The sequence below is a fragment of the Nonomuraea sp. H19 genome (genome assembly GCF_052068215.1).
In the GTDB taxonomy this organism is placed as follows: Bacteria; Actinomycetota; Actinomycetes; order Streptosporangiales; family Streptosporangiaceae; genus Nonomuraea.
In genome coordinates this window covers 174,757-192,058 of record NZ_JBQHCV010000002.1, presented here as the reverse complement: position 1 = coordinate 192,058, position 17,302 = coordinate 174,757, and the positions used below count along the sequence as shown (strand labels likewise).

Sequence of the window (17,302 nt, the reverse complement as noted above, 5' to 3'; positions counted from 1 at the left end):
TAGGCACCGGCACCAGTGCCCCCGCACGCGGCTCAGGCGCTCCTGAGCTGGCCGCCCGTGCCCGGCACCGGGGTCACCTCGCGCGGGCCCGGCACTTCGTGGCCCTCGGCGCAGCGGAAGAACTGCTCGATGGGAGCGCCGCAGTCGCGATGTGTGAGCGCCACGGGCGGGCCGTCCTCGCCGGTCAGGTATTTGTCGCCCCAGTGCATGAGCGCGACCAGCAGGGGATAGAGGTCGCGGCCCTTGTCCGTGAGCCGGTATTCGTCGCGCTGCCGCTGCCCGGGCTCGCGGTACGGCACCTTCCGCAGCAGTCCTTCGTCGACCAGCCGGGCCAGGCGCGCGCTGAGCACCTGGCGGGGGGCACCGGTGATCGCCTGCATGTCGGCGAATCTCCGCACGCCGCTGAACGCCTCACGCAGCACCAGGAAGGTCCACTTCTCCCCGACGATGTCCAGGGTGCGCTCGATCGAGCAATTGTCCACCCGGAAAGGCAGGTTCATTTCTTCATCATACCTGAGTTCAATTGACAGACTCAGATCTGGACGGGCACGCTGAGTCTATGCAACGAACTCAGATGCGCCCGGCCCGTCCAGACGACGAGGAACGGATCAGGCGTTTCCTGATCGGGCTGTCGCTGCACACGCAGACGCTGCGCTTCTTCACCGGCATCACCACGCCGGCCGCCGGTCTGGTGCGCACACTGCTCACGGTGGACGAACACCGCGACGCGCTCGTGGCGACGACCGCCGGAGGTGAGATCGTCGGTCACGCCATGAGCTACAGGGGCGGCTGCACCGACGTGGAGATCGCCGTGGTGGTGGCGGATCGGTGGCAGGGGTTCGGGCTCGGGCCGAGGCTGATCGACACGCTGCTGCTCAGGGCCGCCGTACGGGGCGCGAGGACCGTGGGAATGGACGTCCTGGGGGAGAACCGGCGGGCGCTGAGGCTCATCCGCCGGCAGTGGCCGGACGCATCGATGAAGGTCTCTTCCGGATCTGTTGAGGTGACCGCTATGATCGACGGCGCCCTGCCATTTGCGGAACAACGTTCTGGTGCCACACCATTGACAGCGTGAAGAGTGCCAAGAACGGACGCGACGGACGGACCCGCATCATCGAGGGCGCCCTCCGACGCTTCAGCCAGGACGGAGTGTCGGCCACGACGCTGGCCAGCCTCCGTGAGGAGAGCGGCGTAAGCGTCGGCAGCTTCTATCACCACTTCGCCAGCAAAGAGCACGTCTTCGGCGTGCTGTACGCCGAGATCCTCACCGCGTACCAATCCGCCTTCCTCGCCGAGCTGGTCAGCCACCAGGAGGCGCGCGACGGCATCCAAGCCGTCGTGGCCTTCCACATGCGGTGGGCGGGCGAGCACCCGGAGCGGGCCAGGCTGCTGATCAGCGAGCGGCCGCCGCGCAAGCAGGAACCCGGGGGCGCGGAGGTGGCCGAGGCGCGGCGCGCGTTCTTCCGCCAGGTGTCCGACTGGTGGCGGCCGCACATGAAGAACGGCCTGCTCCGGCCGGTCCACGCCACCATGTGCTACGTGCTGTGGCTGGGGCCCGCGCAGGAGATGTGCCGGTTGTGGTTCGCGGGGGCGCACACGCCCACGGAGGAGGAGATCAAGGACCTGGGCGAGGCCGCCTGGCAAAGCCTCCGCCAGCGCCCGGAGTGACGGCGTGCCAGTGCGGGGAGCGATGATCCGAGTACGGTCTGTGGTGTTATTGTCCTGGATGTGAGTCGACCCCGGGCGCTGGTACTGCCCACCTTGCCGGAGAGCGCGCTCGCCCGGTTGAGCGAGGTGGCCGAGCCGGCCGCGGTCCCGGAGCGCCCGAGCTTCGGCTTCACCGACGAGCAACTCGCCGACCTGGTCGTCGAGACCGGCGCGACCGTGCTCGTCACCGACGGCGACCAGGTACGCGCGTCCGTCCTCGAACTTCCGCTGGATGTCGTGGCCGTCATGGGCCCGCCCACGTGCGTGGATCTGGCTCTGGCCGCCGCGCGCGGCGTACGCGTCCTGCATGCCCGCCACCGCGACCCCGAGGCGGTCGCCGAGCTGACGCTCGCGTTGATGTTCGCGGTCAGCCGGCACGTGGTCACGGCCGACAGAGAGGTACGCAAGGGAGAAGCCCACAAGGTGCCGCCGGCGCAGCGCCATCGCGGCCGCCGGCTCACCGGCAGAACGCTCGGCATCGTCGGGCTCGGCAGCGTCGGCAGGGCCATGCGCTGGCGCTGTGAAGGTCTCGGCATGCGGGTGATCGTCTGCGACCCGTACGTGCCAGAGGCCACCCACACCCTGCCGGCGCTGCTGGCGGAGTCGGATGTCGTGTCGCTGCACGTGCCGCTGACCGCGGAGACCAGGGGCATGTTCGGGTACGCCGAGTTCGGCGCGATGCGCACGGGAGCGATCTACCTCAACACCTCGCGCGGCGCGCTGCACGACCTGACGGCGCTGGTCGACGCGGTGCGCCGGGGCCAGGTGGGCGGCGCGGGGCTCGACCACTTCGAGGGCGAGTGGCTCGACCCGTCCCATCCTCTGATCGGGTTGCCGAACGTGGTGCTGACGCCGCGCCTGGGCGAGGCCACGGGGGAGAGCAGGGAGGAGCTCGCGGAGGCGCTCGTGGCGGACATCGCGCGGCTGCTGCGCGGCGAGGATCCCGCGTACGCCCACAACCTGATCACGCCGGTCGCCGAAACCGCGTAGCGCGCGGTCAGGCCGGTTGGCGGAGCCGGGTGGGCACCCGCCAGCTCGCCCTGTCGAGCGAGATGTCCAGGCGCAGGTCGCCGCGGTGCCTGCGTAGTCCGGGCACGCGGACCCGGTCGTGCACGTCGAATCTGCCCCGATGCGGGTAGCCGAACCCCAGCTCGCCGGGCAGCACGCGGAGATCGTCGCGGTTGCCGCAGCGCGGGCAGGTCCATGACACCAGGTCCATGCCGCGGTTGTAGTCGGTGCAGGCGCTGAAGTATTCCTCGGGTCCGAAGCGGGACTCGCAGGCCAAGCAGGGGATCAGCATGGGGTCCACTCCTCGGATGACGTGCTGGCATCCCTAGAGATACCGCGCCCCACTTGTCCGGCGCTTGCAGAACACTTGGGTACTCAAGTAACAGTATGGGCACTGTGGGTATCGGATCATGCGTGCGATCCCGGGTGAAAGGATGGGCTTTGTGGAACGACTGCGCCATCACCTCCTGGAGACCGGTTACACCATCGACGGCGTACGCGATCGGCTAGGGAGCATGGCCGCGTCGGCCCTGGCCCGCGAGGAGCTGGTCCCGGCCCTGCGCGCGACCGCGGACGGCGATCCGCTGGCGACGTTGATCAGGTTGTGGTGGCTGGGCGTGCCCGTCCCCGCCAAGGACGTCGCGCCGGAGATCCTCGACTCGGGCCTGGTCGCGGCCGACGGCGACCAGGTCAGCGCGACCGTCCACCTCCAGCCGTGGGAGACCGGCGGCTACCTCGTCTCCGACCGCAAAGTACGGCCCGGCGACCCGGCCCTGCGGACCGACCACGTGGTGGGCGCCGGCGGCGCCTCGGCCAACCTGGCCCAGCTCGCCACCCTCCGCCCGGTCCGGCGCGCGCTCGACCTGGGCACCGGCTGCGGGGTCCAGGTGCTGCACCTGTCCGGCCGGGCTGAGCACATCGTCGCCACCGACCTCAACCCCCGCGCCGTGGAGCTCGCCAGACTGAGCTGGGAGCTGTCGGGCGTCTCCGGCGTGGACGCGCGGACGGGCGCCATGTTCGAGCCGGTCGAGGACGAGCTGTTCGACCTGATCGTGAGCAACCCGCCGTTCGTCATCGCCCCCAGGCGCGAGCAGCAGCTGACCTATCGCGAATCGGGCGACGACGGCGACGGTTTCTGCCGCGACCTCGTACGCCGGACGCCCCGCTACCTCAGCCCCGGCGGCCAGGCCCACTTCCTGGCCAACTGGCTGCACGTCGAGGGCGAGGACTGGCACGACCGGGTCGGCGGCTGGCTGCGCGAGACCGGCTGCGACGCCTGGGTCGTCCAGCGCGACGTGCAGGACCCCGCCGAATACGTCGAGCTCTGGCTCAGGGACGCGGCCGAGCACGGCACCTCGCGCTATGCCGAGCTCTATGACCGCTGGCTGGCGTGGTTCGACGAGCGCAAGGTCGAGGGCATCGGCTTCGGCTGGATCACCATGCGCAATTCCGGCACGCTCGACCCGGTCGTCCGCGTCGAGCACCTCGCGCACCAGGTCTCGCTCCCGGTCGGCGACTACGTGGACTCCGTGCTCGACTCGATCGCCACCGCGCACCGCGCCCAGGGGCTCGACGCCGCGCTGCTGCGTACCGCCGATGGACTGCTCGACGAGCGGATCGGCCTGCCGGGTGCGGAGGATCCCATCCGCATCGTCCTGCGGCAGACGCAGGGCCTGCGCCGCAGCAGGGAGGTCGGCACCGTGGAGGCCGCGCTGGCCGGGGTGTGCGACGGCCAGTTGGCGCTCGGCCCGCTGCTCAACGTGATCGCCGAGTTGGTCGGCGACGGCGAGATCCCCGACTCCGACGCGGTCAGGCCGCTCATCGCCGAGGGTTACTTCCTCCTTTGATTGGCTGTTGATTCGACGTTGACACCTCGGGTGGAGGCTTTAGGACAGGACACGGACCTGGGGGGTTCGAGGGCCGTGTCAGGTCCGGCCGGTCGTCTATGTGAGGCGGCTAGCCGCCACGCGGAGCATCCGGACAACCGGGCCCCCTAGCGAAGCGTGGTGGCGAAGATGACCGGCCGGGCTCATAACCGTGAACTCCCGAAGGACAGCGCCGCTGATCAGCCAAGTGATCTGGAGCCGGGATGGGTTGTGCGGCCAAGGCTGCCCATCGCTGGTGGGGGCAGCCGACGCCCGGTCCGTCCCCAAGTCAAATCGAGGAACCTTGATCAACCACGTGTGGATGACACGTCTGGACGACGAGTTGTACTCAGGACTCGACGATGGTCCCGGTGGCGGGCTCGGTGTCGGGGATGCCGTCGAGCAGGACTTTGAGGTCATTGGCCTCGGGCGCGCCGAGCCTGGAGAAGATCTCGAAAGCCTGCCGTAGGCAGTCCACGCTCCGCGTCACGCTGCCGAGACCGCGCAGCGCCTTGCCGAGCACGGTGAGCGACAGCGCCTCGCCGTAAGGGTGGCCGATGTCGCGGGAGACGACCAGGGCCTGCTCGGCGTGGCGTACGGCGTCGGGGTAGCGCTCGGCCGCGATGAAGGTCTCGGCCAGCCTGGAGCACACCCGCTGCTCCCAGACCCGCTGCTTGCCGGCCCGGAAATAGGCGAGGCACTCGGCGTGGTGGTGGACGGCCTCGGTGAGGCGGCCGACCCGGGACAGGACGATGCCCAGGTGGTAGCGGGCGCGCGCGGTGCCGGCGCCGCTGCTGATCTCGGTGAAGATGGCCAGGCCCTTCTCCGCGGCCGCGATGGCGTCCTCAGGACGGCCGAGGCCGAGGTGGTCGCGGGCCGAGTAGCTGAGGACCAGCGCCTCGCCGGCCGGCACGCCGTTCTCGCGGTAGAAGCCCATCGCCGCGTCGAACCAGGCCAGGGCCTCGGTGTGGCGGCGCTGTCGGCCGACGACGACGGCCAGGGCGTTGAGCACCTCGCCGGTGACGACCTTTTCCTGGCGCGCCTGCGACAGCTCGTGCACGCGCCTGAATTGCTCCTCGGCCTCCCGCAGCCGGTTGCCGGCGAACAGCACGCGGCCCAGCACGTAGCGGGATCGCAGCTCGCTCCCGGCGTCGCTGATGGCCTGCGCGGCGGCCAGCACGGCGCGGGTGCTCTGGTCGAACTCGCGCGTGTGCGTGCCGGACTCCAGCAGCGGCTCCATCGCCACCAGCAGGTCGCCGGCGGGCAGCAACTGCTCACCGGTACGCGCCGCCACGGCGGCCTGGTTGATGACCGCGAACAGCGAGTCGCCCTCCGCGATCAGCCAGGCGACGGCCTCGTCGGCGGAGCCGAACGCGCGCCCGCTGCCGATCACCACGAGGTTGGCCGCGATCATGCTGCCTTCGTAGGCCAGCCGATGCGCGGACTGGGCCGAGGCCAGGTAGAAGCCGAGCAGCCGGCGCAGCGCCAGCGTCCTGGCCTGCGGGCGCTCGGACTTCTCCAGCGCCCGCCTGGCGAACAGCTTGAGCAGGTCGTGGAAGCGGTAGCGACCGGGCGCGGGTGCCTCCAGCAGGCTCGCGTCGACAAGCGACTCCAGCACCTCCTCGGCCTCGAACGCGCTCATCGACAGCACGGCGGCCGCCGCGCCGGAGGAGATGTCGGGCCCGTTGGGCAGCGAGAGCAGCCGGAACGCGCGGGCCTGGGCGGCTTCGAGCTGCCCGTACCCGAGCGCGAAGGTGGCTTCGACGGCCAAGTTGCCCACGCGCATCTCGTCGAGGCGGCGCTGCTCGTCGGCGAGCCTGGGCACCAGCGACTCGACCGTCCACGAGGGCCGCGCGGCCAGCCTGGCCGCCACGATCCGCACCGCCAGCGGCAGGAACCCGCACGCGGCCACGACGTCCATGGCCGCGCCGTGCTCGGCGGCCACCCGCTCAGGACCGGCCACCGACGCGAACAGCGACAGCGCTTCGTACGGCTCCATCACATCCAGGTCGATGAGCTTGGCGGAGGGCAGATCAGCCAGCTTGCCCCGGCTGGTGACGATGGCGGCGCACCCGGGCGAGCCGGGCAGCAGCGGGCTGACCTGTTCGGCATCGCGGGCGTTGTCCAGCAGCACGAGGATGCGGCGGTCGGCGAGAATCGACCGGTAGAGCGCGGAACGTTCTGGCAGCCCCTCGGGGATGACGTCCGGCGGGATGCCGAGCGCGCGCAGGAACGCGCCGAGCGCCGACTCGGGTGCCGTCGCCTCGTCGGTGTAGCCGCGCAGGTCGGCGTAGAGCTGGCCGTCGGGGAACAGGTCGTCCGCCGCGTGCGCGACGTGCACGGCCAGCGTGGTCTTGCCGACGCCGCCGATGCCGGAGATCGCCGCGACCGGCACGCCCTCGGCCGACGACTGGGCCGACAGCAGCGTACGGAGCCGCACGGTCAGCTCCTTGCGGCCGGTGAAGTCGTTGACGGCGGCGGGTAGCTGCGCGGGTCTGGGCAGCTCGGGCGCCTGCGGCTGCTGCTGCTGCTCCTCCTCCGGTGCCGGCTCCTCCGCGGGCACCTCGGCGGCGGCGAGCGTGGGGTCGGCGGTCAGGATGCGCTGGTGCAGCGCGGCCAGCTCGGGCCCCGGCTCGATGCCCAGCTCGTCGATCAGCGCCTCGCGCGTCTCGGTGAACACGTTGAGCGCGTCGCCCTGCCGCCCGCACCGGTAGAGGGCCAGCATGAGCTGGGCGCGCAGCCGCTCGCGCAGCGGGTGGTCGGCGGTCATCGCGATCAGCTCGGAGACGATCTTCGCGTGGTTGCCCAGCTCCAGGTCCACATCCATGAGCGTCTCGATGACGCTGATGCGGCGTTCGATGAGCCGGTCGCGCTGGTGCTCGGCGTAAGGGCCGACGGCGCCGGCCAGCGGCTCGCCCTCGAACAGCGAGAGCGCCGCCCGCAGGGCCGCGGCGGCGTCCGCCAGGCGGCCCGCCTTGCGGGCGGCCTCGGCATCGTGGATGCCGCGTTCGAACCGGGTCAGGTCGAGCGCGCCGTCGGGCAGCCGCAGCGCGTAGCCCCTGCCGATGGAGGTCAGCAGCTCGGGGCGGGAGCGGGCGGGCCGGTCGGGTTCGAGCACCGTACGGAGCCTGGACACGTAGGTGCGCAGCGCGCCCAGGGCGCGCGGCGGTGCCTCCTCGCCCCACACCGCGTCGATCATCTCGTTGGGCGTCACCGCGTGGCCCTCGCGCAGCAGCAACATGCCGAGTATCGAGCGCTGCAACGGGGTGCCCAGGTCGAGTTCCCGGCCATCATGCCACGCGCGGACAGGACCGAGCACGGCGAACCGCAGCCCGCCCTCAACGCTCTGACCAGCCATGCCGTCTGTCTCCAAGCCAATGGAACGATTTGTTACCAAATGATAGATCTATTGTTGCTCGTCACCTAGATCCGGGTTTGGTGGATCACCGTGCTGTTGATCCGCCTTTAATCAGGTGTTGAGCCTGCCCCTGGATGCTTCATGGTGGCTGGTCATGGCGCACCGCGGGGGCGTGTCATGTAGAGCCGATGAAGGCAGCGAAAAATACAGGCCCCGCCCGGAAAGTTGGGCGGGGCCATCTGGTGGACGGATTCTCAGGCTGCCTCGACCAGTCCCATCCGCATGGCCAGTCGCTCGCGTACGAGCGGCCATTCGGAGTTCAGGATCGAGTAGAACGCGGTATCTCGGACCGTGTTGTCGGCGCCTCGGCTATCCGCTCGCCGCACCCCGTCGAAGTGTGCGCCGAGGGCCTCGATGGCGGCCCGGGACCTGGTGTTGCGTACGTCTGCCTTGAGGGTGATGCGGTGGACGTTCCACGTCTCGAAAGCGAGCGAGAGCATCAGGTATTTGCTCTCCCGGTTGACCCCTGTGCCCTGGGCGCAGGCGCCCAGCCAGGTGTAACCGATGTCCGCCACGGACGGAATGTCGCCCACCAGACCACGTGCACCCGGCGGCCAGGGCATGGGGCCCTGCCAGTACTCCAGGTGCATGAGACGGGTGGCACCGACCACGCGGTCGGTGTTCAGCCACCGGATGGCGAAGGGCAATGAGCGGCCCTCCGCCTGCTCAGCCATGGCGGCCTCCACGTAGGAGACCATCTCGTCCCGGCCATCCGGGACGCGAGTGAAGGCGTAAGTGGAGCGGTCTTCACTCGCCGCGGCGACGAGGTCATCGACCACCGCGAGGCTGAGAGGTTCCAGGCGCACGGAGCGCCCGGACAGGGTGACAAGAGCGGGCATGAGCACATGATGAGGGGAAGTCGGCGCGCACGTAACCATGCTGTTGGGAAGATCTTTTCCCCGATTCTGCGGACAGGGTGTTTCCGCAGGTCAGAGGTCCCTTTTGTGGGAGGGCAAACCGAGTCTTGGGGAAAGATTCGCCTAACTGTGACATGCCGTCGGGACGAGCGCGGGATGGTGTTCACGCACCGCGCCGTGCCGTGTGAGCGAGAGCTCTTTCAGCCCCATTGACAGATAGTCGAGATTGTCGGCGATCCAGGGGAGCCGGAGCGGATCGGGGCTGGTCAGAGCGGCCAGCCGCTCCTGGGTCGTCTCTCCGTAGAGGAGGCTGACCGCCACTCGGACCCTGGCCGCCGACGGGTCGTCGCCGAAGGCGTGCCCGGGCAGGACCCCGATGCCGTGCTCCTCCAGCAGGATCTTGGTGATCTCGGCGGAGCCGCCGAGCCGCAGATGGCTCAGGTCGGGATAGAGATAGAACCCGCCTTGCGGCATGAGCACGTGTGCCCCGATCTCGGCGAACCTCGCGTGTACGGCCCGCGCGAGCACCCCGTGCAGCCGGCGGCTGAGTGCGATGCGCTCGGTCAGCTCTATGGGCTCGCTGAAGGCGTAGGCCGCGGCCTCCTGCACGGGAGCGGCGGGCGCCGACCAGATCTCGCTGGCCACCGCGAGCAGCCGCCTGCGCAGCGCGTGCCCGCCCTCGGGCAGCCTGGCCACGCCGATCCGCCAGCCGCCCAGTGCCAGGCTCTTGCTCAGCCCGGTGGTGATGATCGTGCGCTCGGGCGCGAGGTCGGCCGGGGAGGTGTACGGCAGGGCCGGATCGTGCATCAGATCCCGGTAGATCTCGTCCGAGATGATCATCAGATCGAGCTCGCGGGCGACGTCCACCAGACGGGCGATCGACTGCGGCGTGGCGAGCCGGCCCGTCGGGTTGTCGGGCAGCGTCACCAGCACCGAGCTCACGGTCCTGCCCTGAGCCCTGGCCAGGCGCACCTCGGCGGCCACGAGGTCCGGATTCGGCACGCCGCCCTCTCCCGGTGGTGCGGGCACCAGGATGGGGCGGGCGCCGATCAGGTCGGCCTGCGCGGCGTAGCTGACCCAGCTGGGCATGGGCAGGACGATGTCGCCGCCGATCGCCAGGAGCACGCCGTACAGCAGCGACTTGCTGCCCGGCCCGCAGACGACCAGCTCGGGGTCGGTGGTGAGCCCCCGTCGTGTCCAGTAGCCCGCCGCCGCCGTCCTGAGCTCGGACGCCCCCGCGACCGGCCCGTAGCCGTTGCGTTCTGATGCGGCGGCCAGCTTGTCGCGCAGCGCCGGGTGGACGGGCAGCCCTGCCTCACCGAAGGCCAGGTGCAGCACGCGTTCCCCGGCGCGTCGTCTTCGTTCGATGTCTTCGTTCGCCGCCAGAGTGGCGGACAAGGTAACAGTCATGTTTGTCACGTTCCCAGGGTGGTTGGATAAAGGCATAAGCACAAGCGAGGCTTTTTGTGGGTAGGCATAAGGAAGTCCGATGCTCGATTTGCGACGTTTGGTGCTGATCTGCGAGTTTGCTCGGCGTGGCAGCATCGCCGCGACCGCCGCATCCCTTGGCTATAGTCCGTCGGCCGTGTCGCAGCAACTCGTGGCCCTCGAACGGGAGACCGGCACGGCCCTCATCGACAGGACCGCGCGCAGCGCCGAGCTCACCGACGCGGGCCGCCGGCTGGTCGCGCACGCCGAGCGCATCCTGTCGATGGTCGAGGAGGCCGAGTCCGACCTGTCCGCGCAAGCGGGGACGCCCGCGGGGCGGGTGGTGGTCACCGCTTTCCCCACGGCCGCGGTGGCCTTCGCGCCGGCGGTCGCGCGTTCGCTGCGCCGCCACACCGAGCTGACGCTCCGGCTGGGGCAGAGCCGGTCCGGGCGGGGCATGCGGGAGGTGCAGTCGGGAGAGGTGGACATCGCGCTCGTCGACGACTGGTACGGGCGGGTGCGCGACAGCGAAAGTCTGCGGGTGTTCCCGCTGCTGCGCGACCCCTTGGTGCTCGTCGTGCCGCGCAAGCACCGCCTGGCCGATCCGGACGTGCCGCTGGACCTCCGCGAGCTGCGGGACGAACCGTGGATGGCCACGCCAGACGGGGAGCCGTCGCGGCTGGCGGTCGACCGGCTGCTGGTCGACGTGGGCGGCACCGGGCCGACGCCGTGGGAGTTCGAAGGGCTGGGGACGATTCTCTCGCTCGTCGCCAAGGGCATCGGGATCGCCGCCGTGCCCGCGCTCGCGCTGGCGGCAGGGGTGCGCGGGCTCGCCGTACGCCAGTTCCCCGGCAACCCGGTGGGGCGCGACGTGGCCGCCGTCGCCCGCGGCTCCAGCGTCCACCGGCCGTCGGTGTCGGTGACGCTGCGCGCCATCCACGTGGCCGCCCGCTACATCGCCGCCGACCTCGACCCGGTACGCCCCGCGGGCCGGGCTCGGGACGCTGAGGATCCCCTCGGGGAATGACGCGGAGGCGATAGCGTCTGCTGTCATGGCGCCGACGTACGACATCGAGCGACTCCTTCTCTCGCAACCGAGCACGCGCACGGTCGCGGGCGTGGACGAGGTGGGCCGGGGAGCGTGGGCGGGACCCGTCACGGTCTGCGCCGTCGTCACCGACCTGTCCGACCCGCCGCCAGGGCTGACGGACTCCAAGCAGGTGTCCGCCGCCAAGCGCGGGCCGCTGGCCGCCGAGCTTGCGACCTGGGTGACCGGCGTCGGATACGGCGAGGCCACCCACGCCGAGATCGACACGCTCGGCATGACGGAAGCCCTCCGCCGGGCGGCCAGGCGAGCGCTGGCGTGCCTCCCGGTACGCCCGGACGCTGTGATCCTCGACGGCAAGCATGACTACATCGGTGCTCCCTGGCCGGTGCGCCTGGAGGTCAAGGGAGACGCGGCGAGCATCTCGGTCGCCGCCGCCTCCGTCCTGGCCAAGGTCCGGCGCGACGTCTACATGGCGACGATCGGATGCGATGAGTACGGCTTCGGCGAAAACGCCGGCTACCCCTCACCCGCGCATCAGGAGGCGCTCGCGCGGCTGGGGCCCACCCCGCACCACCGGCTCTCGTGGTCTTATCTTGATGACCTGCCTCAATGGCGGCATCTCAAACATCACCGGGACCCGCTCGCGTGTGAAGGGCAGGCCAGCCTCTTCGGATGACGGCGACTTCTCGTCAGGGCCCGCGGGAGCGTCCAGTGGGCGTGTGCCGCGGCGATCGGCCATCATCGGGTGAATGCGGATCGGGGTCTTTGTCGTCGCGGCGCAGTTCCCGGGCCAGGCGCCCGGGCAGGTGCTGGCCGACGCCGTCGAGCTGATCGTGGCGGCCGAGGAGGCCGGGTTCGACGACGCGTGGATCGCCGAGCATCACTTCATGTCCTACGGCGTCTGCCCGTCCCCCATCACCCTCGCCGCGGTCGCCGCGGGCAGGACGCGCCGGATCGGGCTCGGCACGGCCGTGAGCGTGCTGTCCACCCAGCACCCGGTGGCGCTGGCCGAGCAGGCGGCCATGCTGCACCACCTGTCCGGCGGGCGGTTCACCCTCGGGGTGGGCAGGGGCGGGCCGTGGGTGGACCTGGAGGTGTTCGGGACCGGGGTGGAGCGGTTCGAGAGGGGGTTCGGGGAGTCGCTCGACGTCCTGCTCGGCGCCCTGTCCGGGAGCCGGATCGGCGCCGACGGGGAGTTCTTCCGGTTCAGGGAGGTCAGGATGGTGCCCGAGGCGCGGCTGCGGCCCATAGTCGCGTGCACCTCGGAGCCCACCGTGGCGCTGGCGGCCGAGCGGGGGCTGCCGATGCTGCTGGGGATGCACATCGGCGACGAGGAGAAGGCCGCGCTGGTGGCGGACTACGCGGCGCGCGGCGGGACGGCGAAGGGGCATGTGGCGGCGGCGGTCGGTTATGTGGCCGACTCCACGGCGCAGGCGGTGCGTGAGCTCAAGGAGTCGATGCCGCGGTGGCTCGGGCCGGGATTGGCCGGATACGTGCCGGTGGACGGCCGGCCGCGGCCGTCACGCGATGTCGGTGAATATGTGGACCTGCTGACGCGGATCCATCCGGTCGGGTCGGCTGAGCATTGCGCTGAGACGATCCTGCGTACTGCGGAGCGCACCGGGATCGGGCATCTCATCCTGATGGTCGAGGGGCTGGGCGACCATCGGCGGACCGTGGCGAACATCCGGCGGTTCGGGGCAGAGGTGCTGCCGCTCGTACGCCGGTGACCCGGCGAGCCGGACGGCCCGGCCCGCCGGGCGGGCTTCAGCAGTCCACCAGCTCCGGTTCCTGGTTGAGGATCTGGGCTCGCGGGGTGACGAAGTCGGCCAGGGCCTTCGTCGCCGCCGGGTCGAAGACGGCGACCCGGTGGCAGTTCTGGAAGGCCAGCCGCACGCCGAAGTGGCGCTCCAGCGCGCCCCGCATGGCGTCGCTCGCCAGGCAGCGCAGGAGCTGGCCGCGGGCTTCCTCGGATGGCGGCGGCACCTGGTTGTCGGCGAACTCGGCCCCGCTGTGCTCACGCTGCTTGACCAGCTCGTTGATCAGCGACCACGCGTAGGGCAGGGAGTCGCGGACGCACGCGATGAACGCCGCGTCGTCCACGTCACCGGCTTTGGCCTGGTCGAGCAGATCGTTCGGAACGGTCAGCGACATGCTGTCTCCTCTCGAAAGGGGTCAAATCTGACGCTAGGTGGCAAATGGTGAGCACTCCAGATGCCTCGCGGGGACAGTCGTGTGGTCAGGGGCCGTAGACGAAGTCCGGGTCTATCTGCTCGGCCAGGTCGGACCCGGTCCGCTCGTTGGCCCACGCGCGGGCGTTGCGCAGGTGGAACTCCACGGTCTGCCGGCCGAAGCGCTCCCAGTCCTTCTCCTGCTCGTCGAGGGTCTTGTGAAGCAGGTGCAGCGCGTCGGCGTTGGCCGGCTCGAGATCGTCGAGCGTGAAGTGGCGGCCCTGCTCCATGGCGCGGACGGCGGCCGAGTGCTCCATCCAGGCGAGCAGATCGTCACCCACGTGCTCGCGCAGGAAGTCGACGTCGGCCGGACTGTGGACCTTGTTGCCGACGACAGCGAGCGCGACGTCGTATTTGGCGGCGTATTCGCGGTATTGCCGGTAGACGCTCACGCCCTGCCTGGTCGGCTCGGCGACGAGGAAGGTCAGGTCGAAGCGGGTGAACAGGCCCGAGGCGAAGGAGTCGGCCCCAGCCGTCATGTCCACCACGACGTATTCGCCCGGGCCGTCGACCAGGTGGTTGAGCAGCAGCTCCACCGCGCCGACCTTCGAGTGGTAGCAGGCCACGCCCAGGTCGTCCTCGCTGAACGGGCCGGTGGCCAGCAGGCTCAGGCCCTCGGGGGTGGTCAGGGCGAACGGGTCGGCGGCCAGGTCGGCGAAGCTCAGCAGCGTGGACCCGCGGCCGGGCGGGGTGGTCTTGACCATGACCTCGGCGGAGGGGATGCGCGGGTTGCTGCCGCGGAGGCGGTCCTTGATCTCGATGAGATGGGCTCCGAGCGGCTCCGGCTGCCGGTCGAGGCCCAGGACCAGGGCCAGATGCTGGTTGATGTCGGCGTCCATGGCGACCACCGGCCCGCCCTGGCTCGCCACGTGTCTCGCGAACAGCGCCGACATCGTCGTCTTGCCGCTGCCGCCCTTGCCGACGAAGGCCACTCTCACGGGAACTCCTGTTGAGGATGAAAATCGTTTCCGTTGGGATCGATCACCATGATGCCATACTTGATCCATGCGTGATGCTGAATTGGCCCAGGCAGTGCGGTTGCGTGAAGAGGGCGAGCCGGAGCAGGCGCGGCTGCTGCTGATCGATCTGGCGCGGCGGCATCCCGACGACGCCGAGGTCGCTTATCAGACGGCCTGGGTGCACGACCTGCTCGGGCTGGAGACCGAGGCGGTGCCCTACTACGAGACGGCGCTGGCGGAGGCCGGACTCAGCGCCGCGCACCGGCTGGGGGCGTACACGGGGTACGGCAGCACGCTTCGGGGCCTCGGGCGCTATGAGCAGGCGCTGGAGGTGTTCCGGCGAGGGCTCGAGGAGTTTCCGGGGGACGGGGCGTTGCGTACGTTCATGGCCATGGCGCTGCACAACACCGGGCGGTCCGGCGAGGCGGTGTCGACGTTGCTCAAGGTGGTCGCCGAGTCGGACAAGGCGGGTGGCTACCGGCGGGCCATCGAATACTACGCCGACAACCTCGACGAGATCTTCAGCTGAGGCTGTCGAAGCTCTCTAGCCGCAGATCCTGTCCAGGTGGACGGGGTCGTCCTGGCTCGGCACCGGCGTCCGGGCGGCGGCGGTGGACCTGGCCGACGGGTGGTCGTCCAGGGCCTGCTCGACCTCGCGCCGGATGAGGTGCCAGTCGGGGTCGGCGGTGTCGATCAGCGGCGGCACGAAGTTGAGGCTGCGCATCCTGGTGCCCTTCACCTTGTGCGCCAGGTCCACGATGGCCGGCAGGAGGTCCTGCGGGATGTCGGTGGAGATGGCGCGCTTGGTGGCCGCGGCCAGGCGCTCGAAGCTGTTGAGCACGGTCATCGGGTCGGCCTGCTTGGCGACCGCGTTGAGCAGGCACTTCTGGCGGCCCATGCGGACGTAGTCGTCGCTGTCGGTGCGCGAGCGGCCGTACCAGAGGGCCTGCTCGCCGGTGAGCTTGCGAGTGCCGGCGGGGATGAGGCCCTCGCGGTGGCGGCCGTACACGATGGGCTCCCTGATGGTGACCCGCACGCCTCCCATGGCGTCGATGATCTCGGCGAAGCCCTTCATGTCCACCATGGCGTAGTAGGGCACGGGGATGTCGAGGATGTCGCTGATGGTCTGCTTGAGCAGGATCGGGCCGCGCTTGCCCCGCCCCACGCCGGGCACCATGTCCGGGTGGTCCTCGGCGTACTGGAAGACCTCATTGAGCAGACCGGGGGTGTCGGGGCCGCTGCCGGTGAAGCCCCACGGAAAGCGGGCTCTGGCCGGGCCGTCGGGGAGCGGGACCCGCTGGAGGTTGCGCGGCAGGCCGAACAGGGTCGTCGCGCCGGTGTCGGTGTCCACGCTGGCCACGGTCATGCTGTCGGTACGCACACCGGGCCGGCCCGGTGCCGAGTCCGCACCGAGGAGCAGGAAGTTGACCCGGTCGGCGCCGTTCCACGGATCGTCGGCCAGGATCGGGGAGCCGCTGATGGTGGGGAACAGGGTGTTCATGACGTCGCGTGACAAGTGGGCGACCCTGGCGGCGTAGATCGTCGGGGCCAGGATCAGCGCGCAGAGCGCGACGGTCAGCGTCGTGGTGAGGAAGCGGCCGATGGTGTCCGAGCGCGGTGGGCGCACCAGGAGGAAGGACCAGACGATCACGCCGGTCCAGGCCAGCGCGATCATCATCAGGCCGATGGTGAGCCAGGTGAGCCAGTAGGGCTGGACGGCCAGCGACAGGAGGTTGACGCTGAAAGCGGTGAACACGGTGAGTACGCAGCCCAGCATCACGACATAGGCCGACATGAGCGCTAGACCCGTTTTGCGGCGCTCCACGGCAAGATGTGCGACTCCCCACAACATGGTTGATGCCACAGTCAGTGCCATGCTCGCCCCCAGGCCGATTCTGGGCTCTTTCCCTGTCATGCCTGGTCAAACCCCCAATTGCCAACCCATCCAAGTCACCCTAGTAATGGGACGTGCGTGATTGACGGTGCAAAGGGAAGAGTTCGGTCAAGTCCCGGCCAAGACCCCCTTGAGATACAACGTGAACGTGAGCAAGCGATACGGCAAGTATGGGTTCGACGCGCCATGGGCACTGGCAGGTTTGCTCTTAGGAGCGATCGTGCTGCTGGCCCTGGCTGTGGTCTCCTTCCGGCTCGACATCCTGGCGGCGGGGATCGCGTTCCTGTTCGGCGGGCTCTACACGCTGGCCAGCGCGGCCAGCTACCTCTACACGACGCGGCGCGGCAAGTTCGCCGTCTGGGCCGAGGAACTGCGGCGCCTTGACGGCGACGAGCGTCTGCTCGACCTCGGCTGCGGGCGGGGAGCGGTGCTGCTGATGGCGGCAACGCGGCTGGACAGGGGGAGGGCGACCGGCGTCGACCTGTGGCGCACGCGGGTTCGGCAGGGCAACGCGGAGCCGGTGACCAGGGCGAACGCCGAGGCGGAAGGCGTCTCCGAGCGGGTCGAGCTGGTGACGGGCGACATGCGCGACCTGCCGTTCGGCGACGGCGCGTTCGACGTGGTCCTGTCGAGCCAGGCCATCCATGACATCTCTGACGCCGAGGGCCGTCAACGAGCGGTTCGTGAGGCGCACCGCGTGCTGCGCCCCGGCGGGCTGATGCTGATCGCGGACTCCCGCCACACGCCCGCTTACGAGGCCGCACTACGCGATCTCGGCGTCGTCGACGTGCGCCGGCGCGACGCCGGCTGGCGGTTCTGGTACGGCGGCCCATGGTCCAGCACGGGAATCGTCGAGGCCAGGAAGCCGGGCGCGTAAAGGCGTTCGT

17 protein-coding genes are annotated in these 17,302 nt (G+C 70.1%); 9 read left to right on the top strand and 8 right to left on the bottom strand.

The features are described 5' to 3' along the window. Positions 1-32: 32 nt before the first annotated feature. Positions 33-500 carry a winged helix-turn-helix transcriptional regulator gene (locus tag ACTMTI_RS04425; RefSeq protein WP_441118317.1) on the bottom strand — a complete coding sequence of 156 codons (468 nt, stop codon included), beginning with the start codon at positions 498-500 and terminating at the stop codon, positions 33-35. Positions 501-559: 59 nt separating this feature from the next. On the opposite strand from ACTMTI_RS04425, the gene ACTMTI_RS04420 reads away from it, so the two are divergent. From ACTMTI_RS04420 to ACTMTI_RS04410, 3 genes are read left to right on the top strand one after another with little or no spacing between them, the layout of a single operon-like run. Next, positions 560-1,075: an N-acetyltransferase family protein gene (locus tag ACTMTI_RS04420; RefSeq protein ID WP_441118316.1), complete on the top strand. Its 516-nt coding sequence runs from the start codon at positions 560-562 to the stop codon at positions 1,073-1,075. After that, positions 1,072-1,668: a TetR/AcrR family transcriptional regulator gene (locus ACTMTI_RS04415; RefSeq protein WP_441118315.1), complete on the top strand. Its 597-nt coding sequence runs from the start codon at positions 1,072-1,074 to the stop codon at positions 1,666-1,668. Before ACTMTI_RS04420 ends, ACTMTI_RS04415 begins: the two co-directional genes overlap by 4 nt. A 60-nt stretch (positions 1,669-1,728) precedes the next feature. After that, entirely contained in the window at positions 1,729-2,697 is a 969-nt protein-coding gene (locus ACTMTI_RS04410; RefSeq protein ID WP_441118314.1) for an NAD(P)-dependent oxidoreductase, read from the top strand. A 7-nt stretch (positions 2,698-2,704) separates the two neighbouring features. On the opposite strand, the gene ACTMTI_RS04405 is transcribed toward ACTMTI_RS04410, so the two are convergent. After that, positions 2,705-3,007, bottom strand: a complete 303-nt coding sequence (locus ACTMTI_RS04405) for a hypothetical protein (protein ID WP_441118313.1) — start codon at positions 3,005-3,007, stop codon at positions 2,705-2,707. Positions 3,008-3,149: 142 nt separating this feature from the next. On the opposite strand from ACTMTI_RS04405, the gene ACTMTI_RS04400 reads away from it, so the two are divergent. Continuing rightward, positions 3,150-4,562 carry a DUF7059 domain-containing protein gene (locus tag ACTMTI_RS04400; protein ID WP_441118312.1) on the top strand — a complete coding sequence of 471 codons (1,413 nt, stop codon included), beginning with the start codon at positions 3,150-3,152 and terminating at the stop codon, positions 4,560-4,562. Positions 4,563-4,929: 367 nt separating this feature from the next. On the opposite strand, the gene ACTMTI_RS04395 is transcribed toward ACTMTI_RS04400, so the two are convergent. The 3 genes from ACTMTI_RS04395 to ACTMTI_RS04385 all read right to left on the bottom strand — a co-directional run bounded on the left by ACTMTI_RS04395 (position 4,930) and on the right by ACTMTI_RS04385 (position 10,265). After that, entirely contained in the window at positions 4,930-7,938 is a 3,009-nt protein-coding gene (locus tag ACTMTI_RS04395; protein ID WP_441118311.1) for an AfsR/SARP family transcriptional regulator, read from the bottom strand. Positions 7,939-8,192: 254 nt separating this feature from the next. After that, complete coding sequence (locus ACTMTI_RS04390) at positions 8,193-8,837, bottom strand: GNAT family N-acetyltransferase (RefSeq protein WP_441118310.1); 645 nt, start codon at positions 8,835-8,837, stop codon at positions 8,193-8,195. Positions 8,838-8,978: 141 nt separating this feature from the next. Continuing rightward, a complete protein-coding gene (locus ACTMTI_RS04385) occupies positions 8,979-10,265 on the bottom strand; it encodes a pyridoxal phosphate-dependent aminotransferase (protein ID WP_441118309.1) in 1,287 nt (428 codons plus the stop codon). A gap of 79 nt (positions 10,266-10,344) precedes the next feature. On the opposite strand from ACTMTI_RS04385, the gene ACTMTI_RS04380 reads away from it, so the two are divergent. The 3 genes from ACTMTI_RS04380 (at position 10,345) to ACTMTI_RS04370 (ending at position 13,061) form a co-directional block, all read left to right on the top strand. Continuing rightward, positions 10,345-11,310: a LysR family transcriptional regulator gene (locus tag ACTMTI_RS04380; RefSeq protein ID WP_441118308.1), complete on the top strand. Its 966-nt coding sequence runs from the start codon at positions 10,345-10,347 to the stop codon at positions 11,308-11,310. A 25-nt stretch (positions 11,311-11,335) separates the two neighbouring features. Beyond that, positions 11,336-12,007, top strand: a complete 672-nt coding sequence (locus ACTMTI_RS04375; protein ID WP_441118307.1) for a ribonuclease HII — start codon at positions 11,336-11,338, stop codon at positions 12,005-12,007. A 73-nt stretch (positions 12,008-12,080) separates the two neighbouring features. Then, a complete protein-coding gene (locus ACTMTI_RS04370; protein WP_441118306.1) occupies positions 12,081-13,061 on the top strand; it encodes an LLM class flavin-dependent oxidoreductase in 981 nt (326 codons plus the stop codon). Positions 13,062-13,098: 37 nt separating this feature from the next. On the opposite strand, the gene ACTMTI_RS04365 is transcribed toward ACTMTI_RS04370, so the two are convergent. Both ACTMTI_RS04365 and ACTMTI_RS04360 read right to left on the bottom strand, forming a co-directional pair. Next, entirely contained in the window at positions 13,099-13,485 is a 387-nt protein-coding gene (locus tag ACTMTI_RS04365) for an SCO5389 family protein (RefSeq protein ID WP_441118305.1), read from the bottom strand. A gap of 85 nt (positions 13,486-13,570) precedes the next feature. Then, positions 13,571-14,500: a nucleotide-binding protein gene (locus tag ACTMTI_RS04360; RefSeq protein ID WP_441118304.1), complete on the bottom strand. Its 930-nt coding sequence runs from the start codon at positions 14,498-14,500 to the stop codon at positions 13,571-13,573. Positions 14,501-14,567: 67 nt separating this feature from the next. Here ACTMTI_RS04360 and ACTMTI_RS04355 point away from each other — a divergent pair, with 67 nt between their 5' ends. Beyond that, positions 14,568-15,050 carry a tetratricopeptide repeat protein gene (locus ACTMTI_RS04355; protein WP_441118303.1) on the top strand — a complete coding sequence of 161 codons (483 nt, stop codon included), beginning with the start codon at positions 14,568-14,570 and terminating at the stop codon, positions 15,048-15,050. Positions 15,051-15,065: 15 nt separating this feature from the next. Here ACTMTI_RS04355 and ACTMTI_RS04350 read toward each other — a convergent pair whose 3' ends face one another. Further along, the gene (locus ACTMTI_RS04350; protein ID WP_441118302.1) at positions 15,066-16,346 is read right to left on the bottom strand and encodes an LCP family protein; all 1,281 of its coding nucleotides are present in this window, start codon (positions 16,344-16,346) and stop codon (positions 15,066-15,068) included. 217 nt (positions 16,347-16,563) lie between these two features. Here ACTMTI_RS04350 and ACTMTI_RS04345 point away from each other — a divergent pair, with 217 nt between their 5' ends. After that, positions 16,564-17,292 (top strand): class I SAM-dependent methyltransferase, encoded by a 729-nt coding sequence (locus tag ACTMTI_RS04345; RefSeq protein ID WP_441118301.1) that lies wholly within the window; start codon positions 16,564-16,566, stop codon positions 17,290-17,292. Positions 17,293-17,302: the final 10 nt, after the last annotated feature.

What these genes read in the sequence shown, in the direction of transcription:
- ACTMTI_RS04425 (WP_441118317.1), bottom strand. Translation starts at nt 500, where the DNA reads ATGAACCTGCCTTTCCGGGTGGACAATTGCTCGATCGAGCGCACCCTG.
- ACTMTI_RS04420 (WP_441118316.1), top strand. Translation starts at nt 560, where the DNA reads ATGCAACGAACTCAGATGCGCCCGGCCCGTCCAGACGACGAGGAACGG.
- ACTMTI_RS04405 (WP_441118313.1), bottom strand. Translation starts at nt 3,007, where the DNA reads ATGCTGATCCCCTGCTTGGCCTGCGAGTCCCGCTTCGGACCCGAGGAA.
- ACTMTI_RS04400 (WP_441118312.1), top strand. Translation starts at nt 3,150, where the DNA reads ATGGGCTTTGTGGAACGACTGCGCCATCACCTCCTGGAGACCGGTTAC.
- ACTMTI_RS04395 (WP_441118311.1), bottom strand. Translation starts at nt 7,938, where the DNA reads ATGGCTGGTCAGAGCGTTGAGGGCGGGCTGCGGTTCGCCGTGCTCGGT.
- ACTMTI_RS04390 (WP_441118310.1), bottom strand. Translation starts at nt 8,837, where the DNA reads ATGCCCGCTCTTGTCACCCTGTCCGGGCGCTCCGTGCGCCTGGAACCT.
- ACTMTI_RS04385 (WP_441118309.1), bottom strand. Translation starts at nt 10,265, where the DNA reads ATGACTGTTACCTTGTCCGCCACTCTGGCGGCGAACGAAGACATCGAA.
- ACTMTI_RS04380 (WP_441118308.1), top strand. Translation starts at nt 10,345, where the DNA reads ATGCTCGATTTGCGACGTTTGGTGCTGATCTGCGAGTTTGCTCGGCGT.
- ACTMTI_RS04375 (WP_441118307.1), top strand. Translation starts at nt 11,336, where the DNA reads ATGGCGCCGACGTACGACATCGAGCGACTCCTTCTCTCGCAACCGAGC.
- ACTMTI_RS04370 (WP_441118306.1), top strand. Translation starts at nt 12,081, where the DNA reads ATGCGGATCGGGGTCTTTGTCGTCGCGGCGCAGTTCCCGGGCCAGGCG.
- ACTMTI_RS04365 (WP_441118305.1), bottom strand. Translation starts at nt 13,485, where the DNA reads ATGTCGCTGACCGTTCCGAACGATCTGCTCGACCAGGCCAAAGCCGGT.
- ACTMTI_RS04355 (WP_441118303.1), top strand. Translation starts at nt 14,568, where the DNA reads ATGCGTGATGCTGAATTGGCCCAGGCAGTGCGGTTGCGTGAAGAGGGC.